The 12465-nt window shown below is 65.6% G+C and carries 8 protein-coding genes and 2 pseudogenes; 2 read left to right on the plus strand and 8 right to left on the minus strand.

Annotation, left to right across the window (positions count from 1 at the left end; all coding sequences use genetic code 11):
- Window positions 1–189 precede the first annotated feature (189 nt).
- The 4 genes from RM423_RS17865 to RM423_RS17880 all read right to left on the minus strand — a co-directional run bounded on the left by RM423_RS17865 (window position 190) and on the right by RM423_RS17880 (window position 4960).
- On the minus strand, window positions 190–1911 hold the full coding sequence (locus RM423_RS17865) for a DUF2339 domain-containing protein (protein WP_311424402.1): 1722 nt from the start codon (window positions 1909–1911) through the stop codon (window positions 190–192).
- A gap of 242 nt (window positions 1912–2153) precedes the next feature.
- A complete protein-coding gene (locus tag RM423_RS17870; RefSeq protein WP_396327778.1) occupies window positions 2154–3161 on the minus strand; it encodes an ABC transporter substrate-binding protein in 1008 nt (335 codons plus the stop codon).
- A gap of 105 nt (window positions 3162–3266) precedes the next feature.
- Window positions 3267–4145: an ABC transporter permease gene (locus tag RM423_RS17875; RefSeq protein WP_311424404.1), complete on the minus strand. Its 879-nt coding sequence runs from the start codon at window positions 4143–4145 to the stop codon at window positions 3267–3269.
- Window positions 4142–4960 carry an ABC transporter ATP-binding protein gene (locus tag RM423_RS17880; RefSeq protein WP_311424405.1) on the minus strand — a complete coding sequence of 273 codons (819 nt, stop codon included), beginning with the start codon at window positions 4958–4960 and terminating at the stop codon, window positions 4142–4144. The genes RM423_RS17875 and RM423_RS17880 overlap by 4 nt, the downstream gene beginning before the upstream one ends.
- 126 nt (window positions 4961–5086) lie before the next feature.
- Between RM423_RS17880 and RM423_RS17885 the strand changes: the two genes are divergently transcribed.
- Window positions 5087–6820 (plus strand): sensor histidine kinase, encoded by a 1734-nt coding sequence (locus RM423_RS17885; RefSeq protein WP_311424406.1) that lies wholly within the window; start codon window positions 5087–5089, stop codon window positions 6818–6820.
- A gap of 1528 nt (window positions 6821–8348) precedes the next feature.
- Here RM423_RS17885 and RM423_RS17890 read toward each other — a convergent pair.
- The 4 genes and pseudogenes from RM423_RS17890 to RM423_RS17900 all read right to left on the minus strand — a co-directional run bounded on the left by RM423_RS17890 (window position 8349) and on the right by RM423_RS17900 (window position 11484).
- Window positions 8349–8744: a (R)-mandelonitrile lyase gene (locus RM423_RS17890; protein ID WP_311424407.1), complete on the minus strand. Its 396-nt coding sequence runs from the start codon at window positions 8742–8744 to the stop codon at window positions 8349–8351.
- A 98-nt stretch (window positions 8745–8842) separates the two neighbouring features.
- A pseudogene (locus RM423_RS25755) lies at window positions 8843–9028 on the minus strand (putative quinol monooxygenase); the annotation flags it as partial.
- A 69-nt stretch (window positions 9029–9097) separates the two neighbouring features.
- Window positions 9098–10142, minus strand: a pseudogene (locus RM423_RS17895) (alcohol dehydrogenase catalytic domain-containing protein).
- 124 nt (window positions 10143–10266) lie between these two features.
- The gene (locus tag RM423_RS17900; protein WP_311424409.1) at window positions 10267–11484 is read right to left on the minus strand and encodes an MFS transporter; all 1218 of its coding nucleotides are present in this window, start codon (window positions 11482–11484) and stop codon (window positions 10267–10269) included.
- 254 nt (window positions 11485–11738) lie between these two features.
- Between RM423_RS17900 and RM423_RS17905 the strand changes: the two genes are divergently transcribed.
- Window positions 11739–12416: a TetR/AcrR family transcriptional regulator gene (locus tag RM423_RS17905; protein WP_311424410.1), complete on the plus strand. Its 678-nt coding sequence runs from the start codon at window positions 11739–11741 to the stop codon at window positions 12414–12416.
- The last annotated feature ends 49 nt before the right edge of the window (window positions 12417–12465 follow it).

Below are 12465 nucleotides of genomic sequence, written 5' to 3' on the forward strand. Positions count from 1 at the left end.
GCGTACCCGACATCCAAAAAGCCAAGAACATCCTCGGCATCCAATGCAACACCACCCTCGACACCATGCTCGACGAAGTCATCCCCTGGGTCACCCAAGCCATCAACGACGGCCGCCTATAACAGGGGTTCGACCCGACAAACACAGTCGATTGCGCTCCCGCGAGCGGCTGAACCGAATACCGCGACGTCAGCCGGCTCGGCACACCCGCATGGGGGCGGTAGCAGTGAATGTCAGGACCCAGGGAGTGGATGACCCATCCGCGACACTGCTCAGGTGCTCTGCTTCGTGCGCGGGCACGCTGGGCAACGGTCCCTGACGGGGACCGAAGCGGCGAGCGGCTATCTGCACCCGCGCATGACCCGCGGTGACCAGCAGGCCGCGCGGGGGAAGGGCAACCGACGCTCCGATCGCGGCGTGCCGAGCATCTGGGCGGAGGTCCAAGCACCCAGCTGCTGTGACGGCGGTCCCCCGGATATTGAAGCTTTCGATGCGCGCGCTGGAGTGCTTGGATGAGCGGTCGACCGTGCTGGCGTTGAGATTCCCGGCCTCGCGCAGGACCCGGTCAGCGTCGTTGCGGGCTGCCGTCGGTTGGCTCGGCATGCGATTCCACGGCAGAGCCGGTGAGCCCAAGTCGCGGATCACCGACAGGTATTTGCCAGCGGTGACCACGGGCATCAAGTGGCGATTAGGACGGTAATCCGGAGTCGGCCGGCTGTGTTCCAGGGCTGCCAGGTCGGCTCGGCTTACTTGAGCGGCACGGTTGAGGCTGCCGGCGCCCCGGACGAGGACCGCATGGCCGGACCAGACCGACAGCGCCGTGAGGACGGCCAGTGCCGGGGCGACAATCCGGGGCAATCGAAGCCCTCGCACGGTCTCGACGAGTACGAGCAGGATCGCCGCACCGCCGGGATACAGATAGCGGCTGGCACCGAAATCATGGTACTTGGTACGCGTCAAGGCGGTCAGTGCCCAGAAGCAGACGGCGAATGCCAGCGCGCCGAGCAGGTCGGCAGGCACCGTCCGGCGCCGCAGCTCCCACGCCAGCCGCGCCACCACGCCGACTACCGACAACAGCGCTACGGCGAGCACCAGACCGGTTCGTTGATGAACCGTCTGGCCCGCGAGCGCCCCCGCCGAAGCGCGATAGGCGTGTGCGAAGTAGCTGACCATGGCGGCACGCCCACTGCTGACCGGCGCCGTGCTGCCCCAGTGCGCGTACCAGCCTGCGTAAGCCAGGGCGGGTGCAACGACAATCCAGGACGCCCGCCAGTCCCGCCTGCACGCCACCCGCACGCAGGCTCCGACCAGAACAGCGACACCGACAGCGGAACTGGCCAAGGACGCACCCAGGCACAGGCAGGCGCCGGCATTGCAGATCAGCGTCCGCCGTCCGAGACCTGGACCGTTACCGTCGAGCAGCACAAAGGCCGCGAGGCCGAATCCGACTGAGGCGATGAAGCCTAATTGAAACGGCCACACCAGATCCTGGTAGGCGGCCCCGAGGAAGAGAACGAGTGCGGCGGGCAACAGCCCGACGAACGTGCCGATGCGCCTACGGGCATACAGATACAGCATCAAGCAGGTTGTCGCGTGAGCCAGGATCAACGCCAGGCGATAGGGCAGGTAGGACCGCAAACCGACGGTGGCGAAGAGTAGGTGGTAGACCAGCACCGGAATCAGGCTCAAGTGCCCGTTGTGCGGCACCAGAAAAGCTGCCGAGCCCCATCCCCGCCGATCCTGTACCCAGCTCCACTCGTCAAAGAAGAAACTCCCACCACGGCTCAGCCGAAGCAGCTCGATCGCGGCGGCGAGGGCGATAGCGCCGAACGTCGCCAGACCGAGCCGGCGACGGCCGCGCGCCCTCTCGGCCTCGCCAGCCGGGGCAGGTTCCACGGAGCTGGTGCTCATCGCGAAGTGCCCCTCTGCTCGATCAAGACATCGCTCCTCGACAACCGCAGGCAACCGACCGGTATACGGCAGCGGACACTACCGCGAGCGGATAAGAGACTGCCGAGAGCACGGCGCACAACCAACGTGACCAGGCATTGACGAGGCGGAGCACACGCTCGGCCGTCAATGCCTGGTCACGGTTCAGTCGTTCGACCTGCCGTCGAGCGGGCCGGACACCTGCGTGGCTCGAATCCGCCCGATCAGGACACGGGCTGGGCCGCCTTCACGAACTCGTCGGTGTAGGTGGCAGGCAGGTTGATCGACTTGCCCTTGACAGCCGGGTTGAAGGCGGACAGCACTGCCAGGCAGGTCTTGGGTCCGTCCGGCGGCATGATGCCGGTGGGGTTGAAGATCCCCTTCTCACTGTCCAGGGCCTTGGCGTAGGCATCCTTGCCGACTCCGGCGTAGTAGTCCGGTGGCATCTTGTCGGCGATCTCCGCTCCGGAGTGCGCCTGGATCCACTTCAGCGTTCCGACATAGGCGTTCACCAACTTCTGCACGACCTCCTTGTGTCCTTGGACGTAGCCGGTGGTGAGATACAACGACGTAGCCGGGTACGTGCCACCGAGCGCGGCCCGAGAACCGGCCGCGGTCCGCATGTCGAGCAGGATGAACCCGGTGCCGTCCTTCAGGATCTGCGACACCGTCGGCTCGGTGGTCATGCCGCAGTCGATCGCCTTCTGCTTCAGTGCGGCGATGAACGTCGTGCCGGCGCCCACGCCCTTGCGATGGGTCGTGGCGGGATCGACGTTGTTCTTGGTCGCCAAATACTGGGACAGGAAGTCGGTGGACGAGCCGGTGTCGGTGATGCCGAGCGACAGCCCCTTCCAGTCCGCGGGCGACGTGATCTTGCCCTTCAGGTCGGTCCGGCACAGCTCCACCTCGCCGGGGATCTGCAGCATCGAGATCACTGATTCCGACGACTTGCCCTGTCCCTGAAGGGCGATGTTGTGGTCGTAGAAGCCCCCGACACCGTCGACCTGGCCGGCCAGCATGTTCTTGGTTGCATCGCCACCGGCCGGCTCGTTCTGCAGCTTGACGTTCACACCGGCCTTGGCGTAGTAACCGAGTTGCTGGGCGAGCATGTACGGCAGGTAGATCTGCTTGCTCAGGCCGCCGACCATGATGGTGATCTTCGGCGAGCCGGCGGCTGCCTTGGCCGTCGAACCGCTGGTGCCGCTGGTTGCCTTACTGCTGCAGGCCGTCATCGCCAGCACGGCGCAAGCGGCGAGTGCCGTGGCCGACGCCAGACGTTGTGTGATCATGAATTCTCCTTGGATGGGTGGGTTCTTGCCTTGCGAACGGCGGCAACATCAGATAATGGTCAGGTCTGCACCGGGCTGGGCAGGTCGCCAGCGCAGGATTCGCCTTTCAAGCAGGGTGATGAGTGTTTCGGCGATCAGAGCGATGATGGCGACGATCACCATTCCGGCAAGCACACCGTTGCTGTTGGTGTTGTTCTGCGAGTCCTTGATGAGCAGACCGAGACCCTGGTCGGCACCGAGCAGTTCACCCACCAGCGCGCCGATCAGCGCGAAGCCGAAGCTGATGTGCAGGCTCGCCAGGATCCAGGTGAAGGCCGAGGGCAGTACCACCTGCCGGGTGGCCTGCCACCGGGATGCGCCGAGTATCCGGGCGTTGGACATCAGGTTGCGGTCGACCTCCCGAGTGCCCTGGAAGGCATTGAAGAAGACCCCGAAGAACACCAGGACGACGGCCAGGATCACCTTCGACTTGATCCCATAACCGAAAGCGAGCGTGAAGAAGGATCCCAGCACGATCCGCGGAATGGAGTTGGCAACCTTGATGAACGGCGCGAACAGGTCCGACAGGAATTGGTTACGTCCCAGGGCGATGCCGAATACCACGCCGAGCGTCACACCGATGACGAAGCCGTAGACGGCCTCCTGCAGAGTGACCTGTATCTGGCTGGCCAGGGAGCCCTGCGCGGTTCCGTTGAGGAACCAGGTCTTCAGCTGCTTGTAGGCACCGCTGGGTTGCCCCCAGAAGAACGGGTCGATCCACTTCAGGTTGACCCCGAGTTCCCAGCCGCCGAGCAGCACGACGATCAATGCGAGCCTGGCGAGGTTGATCACCAGCCGCGCGCGCAGCCGGGACCGGGTGCGCGACGATGATGGTCGGGTGCCGGGGTCTGTGGTGGCTGGTTCCGCGCTGAGGAAAGACGTGCTCACGAGGCGGCCTTGGAGGTGGTGCGGGCGTAGGCGGTTTCCACTTCGGCCCTGAGCGCCTCCCAGATCTCGGAATAGAGCCGGACGAACTCGTCCGTGAATCGGATCTCCTGCACCCGGCGCGGGCGCGGCAGGTCCACGTCGAAGGTTGCCTTCACGCGGCCCGGACCGGCCGTCAGCACCACCACCTTGTCCGCCAGGGCGATCGCCTCTTCCAGGTCATGGGTCACGAACATCACCGCGGGGCGCGTCAGCTCCCACAGACCCAGCAGCTCGTCCGACATGATTGATCTGGTCTGCACGTCCAGGGCCGAGAACGGCTCGTCCATCAACAGGACTTCGGGCTCGTTGATGAGGCTCTGAGCCAGCGCCACCCGCTTGCGCATACCGCCGGACAGCTGATGTGGGTATCGATCCTCGAATCCGGTCAGGCCGACCCGGCGGAGCCAGTCCCGGGCCGCCTCGTTGGCGGCTGCCTTCGACCTGCCGCGGAACCGGGGACCCGCCGCGACGTTGTCCAGCACGCTCTTCCACGGGAACACGGCATCGTTCTGGAACATGAACCCCACGCCCGGGGTGATCCCGTTCACGGCGCGTCCGGCCACCAGGGCTGCTCCGGCGCTGGGCCGTTCCAAACCGGAGATCAGTGTCAGCGTGGTGGACTTGCCGCAGCCGGTGGGACCGACAATCGCGCAGAACTGGCCGGGTGCCACGGTCAGGTTCAGGTCCGCCAGTGCCGTATAGATCGCGCCACCGGGAGTGGCGAACTTCTTGGTGACGGCGCGCAGCTCGATGGCTGGTTGTTGCTCACTGCTCATCAGGTGCCCATCTGCTCTCTCGTCGGTGGGAGGCCGCAAGAGTGCGTCGGGCTTACCTGGCAGCGGAACTGTTGCGCTCGTTGTCCCCTAAACCCGCGATACTCATGCTTACAAGGTGAAGTGCGCATGACCGGCTCGTTACGCGGCATTCTGTGCGTTCTGCTCAGCGCCGCTTCCCCCGCGGCACTGCGCCGTGCTTTCATGCGCCGTCAGGACGAACAGCGGAAGGGCGGCCCGACGATGTGGCGGCTTCGGACCTTGGCGTCGATGATCCTGCTCGGCATCCTCGGCATCCTGCTGGCGACCGTTCTCATCGGCGGGATACTCGATGTCCGGCTGAGCAGGGCCACCCTCGATCACCAGTACGAGGAACGCGCCCGCATCGCCGCGAGCACGGTCGCCGACATCCCGGAGATCCGAACCGCTGTCCTAGACGGCGACCGGAACCGGATCATCCAGCCCCTGGCGCAGCGACTGATCGCCGGCACCGGGGCGTCCTACATCGTGGTGACCGACCGGGACGGCCTCCGCTTCTCTCATCCGAATCCCCAGCAGATCGGCCGTCGGCTCGAGGAACCGGTGTCGGTGCTGGACGGTCGCAGCCACGTCGGCATCGACCACGGCAGCCTCGGCCAATCCGCCAACGGCAAGGCCCCGATAGTGGACGGTCGGGGACGGGTGGTCGGCCAAGTGTCCGTGGGCATCCTCGAGAATCAGGTCGCTCACCAGCTCGACGAGGAGATCGAAGCGATCGCCCTGTACTCAGCGATCGCGCTCGCGGCCGGGGCAGCGGTCGCGATGCTGCTGACCCGGGCGGTGAAACGGGTCACCTTCGGCTTGGAGCTGCGAGAGATCGCGTCGCTGCTGCAGGAACGCGAAGCCATGCTGCACGGCATCCGCGAAGGAGTCATCGGCATGGACGCCAAGGGACGGGTGAACCTGGTCAACGACGAGGCACGCCGATTGCTGGGCATCACCGCCAATGCCATCGGTCAGCAGTTGGACGAGCTCGTTCCCGCAGGGCGGCTGCGCAGAGTGCTCGCGGGCAGGGACGCCGGCGCCGACCTGTCGGTCCTGACCGACGACGCGCTGCTGGTCGCCAACCACCGCCCTGTCGTGGTGGGCGGCCGACCGATCGGCAGCATAGTGACATTGCGAGACCGCACCGAACTGGAAGCGCTGATCCGGCGGATGCATGCGGTGACCGGGCTCAGTAACGCGCTACGGGCCCAGGAACACGAATTCACCAACCGGTTGCACGTCCTGGTAGGGCTGCTCGATCTCGGCGAGACCGACGAGGCCCGGCAGTACCTGGCCGACCTGGCCAGCGACCAGCTGATCTCGGCCGAAGACCTTCGGTCCCGGATCGGGCCGCCGGTGGTGGCGGCGCTGGTGCTGGCCAAGCTCGCGGTTGCCGCCGAGTCCGATGTCGACTTGTCGGTTACGGCTGACTCGCACCTGGATGCACCGGCCGCCGACGCCCAGACTCTGATGACGATCATCGGAAACCTGATCGACAATGCGCTGGACGCGGTGTCGGCGCAGTCGGGTCCCCGCCGGGTCACGCTGCAGCTCCGCGACGACGATCACCACGTCCGGATGGTGGTCAGCGACAACGGGCCCGGCATTTCCGCCGAGGCCGTCGAAGAGATATTCACCGATGGCTACTCCACGAAATCCCCGCGAGGTGAGATGCGCCGCGGCATGGGCCTGGCCCTGGTTCGCCGGCTGGTGTACCGCCGCAACGGCACCATCGACGTCTCCCCCGGTCCAGGCGCCCGGTTCGAGATCCGGTTGCCCTTGTCCAGCCTCGACCCGGTAGCGTCCGCACGCACCGAGGTCAGCGAGGAAAGCCGATGATCCGCACGCTGGTGATCGACGACGACTTCCGGGTTGCCCGAATTCATGCTGCCAGGGTGAACGGCAGCACTCAATTGCCCCCGTTTTAACGAGGGTATCGCCTGAATTCGGGATTGTCTAGGCGCCATTCAGCGACGTTGAGGGCCGTTCAGAGCCGTTGCGCGCAGGTCGATTCTCCAGTGTTTGCTCCACCATCCGCTCCACCGTGAAGGCTGGTTCCGGCTCCAGTCCAGGCTACGGGCGCCGACCACCACACTTCTGCCGTCGAAGGTGCGGGCGGTCCTGGGATCCTGGTCGTTACCAGACAACGCACGGGCTGGTTATGCGCAAACAAGCGGTGAAGAGTCCCCGGCCAGCAGCAAGCCGTGGTGCTGAGCCTCCGGGGCGCCGGATTTGGCGGTGTCCAGCGCCCACGACGAGCTGTTTGGGTGTCTGGCATTGACCGACTCGCTTCGGTCAGGGCCATCGCCGACGCGACCCGGCATGGCATTACCCGGGTAGTGCCGCGGTGGAGTTGGTCTCCAGATCAGCGGAAGCGCTCCGCGATCTTATTCAGCAATCGTTTCGGACGAGCTCTTCTCCCCCATGCCGTAAGGGCCCACCAACTGGATCTCGCGTTGCGCCCGGTGGTCAAGGACGTAGATTAAACGGCCATCCTGCTGGCACCGTGCATCTTGCTGTGGCCCGGAACCTACGTTCCGGACTGCTGAGTCGGTTGCGTGTCGCAACGGGTGGGAGGCGTGAAGAACTCCAAGTCGCGCGAGCCCTCTCCACGTAGTGCGGCCCGATCCGCCAAGCAGCCGGCCGGTGCCGCCGTAGGTCGACTTCACCGCGCTTGAAGAGGTCTGCACGCACTGCTGCACCCTCAGGACTCAGGCGTCCGAACCTCCTGCACTTGCTACTCGCCCTCCTGTAGTCCGGCGCACGCCGGACTACAGGAGGGCGCGCGGCCAGCAACACCTACTTGGACCCGTTGATCGCGCTCTTGCCGAGTGCTCGCTCGTTAACGTCCAGGGCAGGCTGGTGAGCACGGTGGCAAGCGAGAGCCGGCCGCGTTGGGTCAGCCCGACGCGGTAGCGGTCCGCGACCACCATTCCCACCATTCCGCAGACATAGATTAGGCCGAGAACCAGCGCCATGTGAACAGCTCCCGTGGCTGCGCGTGGACGTCTCCCCGCCGTCACCGTTGACTGACGGACGGCGAGACGCTGGGCAACCCTTGGAGGCCCAAGCCGCCACGGGCACTCGCCTCTTCCCGGGTGAGCCACTTCCAACGGAAACTTGCGCGCGCGCCCGGTGCGGTGAAGCTGCGGCAGACGACATGAGGCACAAGCCCGCACGACAGGCGATCGCTCTCGCCAGGCGACGGTCACCCTTTCCCTCGCCATCCCGGCGGAGGGAAGTCGGGAAATAGCTGGATCAGTTCGAGGGGTCCAGCCACGTTGATTACGCGAGGCTGAGCTGGCGCAGCGCAGTTGGTACCTCTGCGTCAGCTCGAGCTCGCATCGTTCCTTCTCGCAACTGCCTGTTACGCGCTGTACTCCTCGTCAGTGACGTGGTCGAGCCAGGTCACGACCTGACCGTTCTCATCGGCCTCCTGCATGGCGACGTGGGCCATGAGCCGCTCGGGTGTCGCCCCGTGCCAGTGCTCCTCGCCGGGTTCGATGTAGACGACGTCGCCCGGGCGGATCTCTTGGACGCCGCCGCCGCGTGTGGCTACGAGTCCGATGCCGTCGGTGACGTAGAGGGTCTGACCCTTGGGGTGGTGGTGCCAGGCGGTGCGGGCGCCGGGTGCGAATCGCACGTGGGCGCAGCCGAGGGCTGACTGCTCGTCAGGGTTGTGGATGCCGTCGATGTAGACGGTGCCGGTGAACCAGGCTTCCGGCCCCGTTCCGGTCTGGTTGCCGCTTTGGGTGTACTTCATGATCATCTCTCCTTGGAGTTTGATGCGGTTACTTGGCTGAGCTGGGTGCGGGTGACACCAGGGTGCTGAGGTGTACGCCGAGCTCGCCGTCCAACACGTCATGGAGCTGTTCGTCGAAGAAGGTCCTGACCGTCGGTTGCTTGCTGATGCGCTTCGAGATCGGCCCGCGAGCGCCACGTTTCGAACAGGACGAGAGCCCCGTCGGCCTCTTCGTAAACGTCGTAGGTTTCGCAGCCGGTTTCGGCGCGGGTGGGTTCGACCAGAGCCAATAACCCCTCGCGTAGTTGGTCCGCCGCCCGGGGGACGCAGCAGGCAGAACACCGTGACGACGCCCCCGGTCCGGTGAACTGCCGTCACGACAGTTCACTCACCTTGATGAGGGCCTTGATCGCCCGTCGTTCGTCCATGGCGGCGTAGGCCTCGGCGATGTGAGGTCGGTCGTCAGGTCGAAGACCTTGCCCGGGTTGATCGAGCCGTCGAGCACCTGCTTGAGAAGCTCGGGCTGGTAGTGGCGCGCAGGTGCCGGACCGCCTCGCATGCCGACGTTGCGGTAGAAGGTGCCTTGAGCATCGAGCTCGACGTCGTGCGGGACGCCCACCCGGCCGACGATCGCGCCGGCGGCGGCGATGGCGAAGGCGGTCTCGGCCGCGTCCTTCGTGCCGACGCACTCGAGGACGGCGTCAGCGCCGAACCCGTCCGTCAGCTTCTTCAGCTGCTCGACTGCCTCGTCGCCGCGCACCTGGATGATGTCGGTGGCGCCCCACTCGCGGGCCAGGTTGTGCCGGTCCTCGTGGGTGCTGCCGAGCACGATGATCCGGTCGGCGCCGAGCAGCTTGGATGCCAGCACGCCTGACAGGCCGACCGCGCCGTCACCGACGACCGCAACGGTCATGCCGGCCTGCACGTCTGCGCTGACCGCGGCGTGGTAGCCGGTGGCCATGACGTCGGTCAACGCCAGCAGGGAAGCCATGGTCTCGTCGGTGAAGTCGCTGCCGGGCACCTTGACCAGCGTGCCGCTGGCCTGGGGTACCCGGACGTACTCGGCCTGTCCGCCGTCACCGTCGCCGCCCTGGCCGAAGAAGCCACCGTGCACGCAGGCGGTGTGAAAGCCGTGCTGGCAGTTGCGGCAGGTGCCGTCGCTGAATGAGAACGGCGAGATGACAAAGTCACCGACCTGGAGGCCCGATACGTCGGTGCCGATCTCGTCGACGACGCCGATGAACTCATGTCCGACGCCGCCGTGCGGCAGGTCGGAGATGCCGCGGTAGAACCACAGATCCGAACCGCAGACGCACGCCAGCACGACGCGCACGATGGCGTCAGTCGGCTGGTGATGTTCGGCTTCGGTCGATCCTCGACTGCGATCGTGCCCTTGCCCTTGAAAATTGGTGCCTTCATCGGTCTCTCCTTCTTGTTACTTGATTGGTGTGCTCCGCCTGCGGCCCTCACTGCGGTGCCGCCGCGACCGGGCGCAGCCTGAGCGCGACGACGGCTGCCAGCACCGCGACTGCGGCGGCGATGGTCAGGCTGAGGCGGACGCCGTGCATGAAGCCGGCTGGGCTCGCCAGCAATGAGCCGAAGACCGCGACGCCCAGCGCGCCGCCGACTTGGCGGCTGGTGTTGAATACGCCGCTGGCGATACCGGCGGTATGGCCATGAACGTGGTTGAGCAGTACTGCTGTTGTCGGCGGCATGACCAAAGGCCGCCCAGGCCGACGAGGATCATCGAGACCGACAGGATCCCGACCGGCGTGGATGCAGGGAGCATGCCGAGCAGCACGAGCCCGGCTGCCATAAGCACAAGTCCGCTGATGATGGGCAGCTTCGGCCCCATCCGCTCCACAAGGCGGGCCGAGAACGGTGTCAGCACGGCACCGATGAGCATCATCGGCAGGAACAACGCTCCGGTCGCCAGCGCTGAGAAACCGCGCTGCTGCTGGAAGTACAGGCTGAAGACGAACGGCAGTCCGTAGTAGCCGACCATGAAGGCGAAGCCGATCACGACCGAGATGCTGACGGCCTGGTTGCGAAACAGCGTGAGCGGCAGCATCGGATGGCGCACGTGGGACTGGATCGTGACGAATGCTGCGGTCGCGACCACGGCGATCACGAACGCGATGAGCACCCGTCCGGACGTGAACCCGGCTGTGCCGGCCTCGATGGCCCCGAAGGTCAAACCGGTCATGGCCACGATCCCGGTCGTCTGACCCAACCAGTCGATCGGGGCGGGCCGAGGCGACGTTCGCACGGCGTAGCGAAGCAATGCCAGCGCTACCAGACCGACTGGCAGGTTGATCAGGAAGATCAGTCGCCAGTTGACTGTCGTCAGCACACCGCCCAGTACCGGTCCGGACGAGGAGGCCACTGCGCCACCCATTGCCCAGATGGCGACGGCACGAGCTCGCTTGGCAGCGTTGTCATAAGCATGCCGGATGAGCGCCATGGAAGAGGGGGTCATGAGCGCTGCGGCTGACCCCTGCACGAACCGGGCTGCAACCAGGACGGGCAAGCTCGGGGCGAGCCCGCATGCCAGAGAAGCCGCCAGAAATACACCCAGACTGATAGTGAACGCTCTGTGGGCGCCGATTCGATCGGTCAATCCGCCGGCCGTGAGCAGCAGCGCTGCGAACATGAGGGTGTAGCCATCGACTACCCACTGCAGGGCGGAGATGCCACCGCCGAGCTCGTGGTGCAGCGTCGGCAGAGCGACGTTCACGACGACGGCGTCGAGGGTGATCATCAAGGAGCCAAGCGTCGCGACGGCGAGCGTTGCGGCCGGTCGTGACAGTCGCGTTTGCGCGTGCGTACCTGCGTCGATCGGTTCGTTGGTTGATACCGCCATGAGGAGATGTCCCTCCCTCCGTCGGGTGTGGACGAGCTCCGGGTGACCAGGTGCCCGCCGCAGCTTTCCGTGCGGATACGCTCTATCCGCTTCGCACTCACCGTAGCACGAAAATGGATAGGCAGCATCCGCTTAGGTGTTATCGTGAGTACATGCCAGAGACCCCGCACCCACTGCGCAAGGACGCAGCGCTCAACCGGGAGCGCCTGCTCACCGCAGCCAGCGAGCTCTTTGCCGAGCGTGGCCTCAACGTCACCCTGAACGACATCGCGCACCATGCTGGAGTGGGCGTCGGTACCGCTTACCGCCGTTTCCCGAACAAGGAAGCCGTCATCGACGCGCTCTTCGAGGAGCGACTCCAGGCTGTAGTCGCTGTCGCCGAGGAAGCACTGGACCACCCCGACGCATGGCAGGGACTCGTCTCGTTCCTCGAGCGCTCCCTCGACATGCAGTTCGGCGACCGTGGCCTCAACCAGATCATTAACGGTCCACATCTCGGTGATGCCAGGATCGCCGATGTCCGCGACCGAATCGCGCCGCTCATGGTAAAGCTCGTCGAGCGGGCCAAGGCCGCTCACGCGGTTCGGCCGGACTTCGACCAGTCGGATCTGATCTTCATCCAGCTGGGGCTGTCCGCGATCATGGACACCACGAGGGGGATCGCGCCGAATCTCTACCGGCGGTACCTGACCCTGATCCTCGACGGAATCCGAACAGACCGCAGTGAATTCGCGCCGCTACCAACCGAGGCTCTCAGCGCCGCACAGACACATCGGGCCATGACCGGGCGCCGTCGAGACGGCAAGAGCGCAACACACACTGCTCCATGACGCTGCGCGGAGGGTGGATGCAGACAAGCGGGGCGGAAATGGCGAACGG

The sequence above is a fragment of the Jatrophihabitans lederbergiae genome (assembly GCF_031845305.1).
GTDB classification, from domain to species: Bacteria; Actinomycetota; Actinomycetes; order Mycobacteriales; family Jatrophihabitantaceae; genus Jatrophihabitans_A; species Jatrophihabitans_A lederbergiae.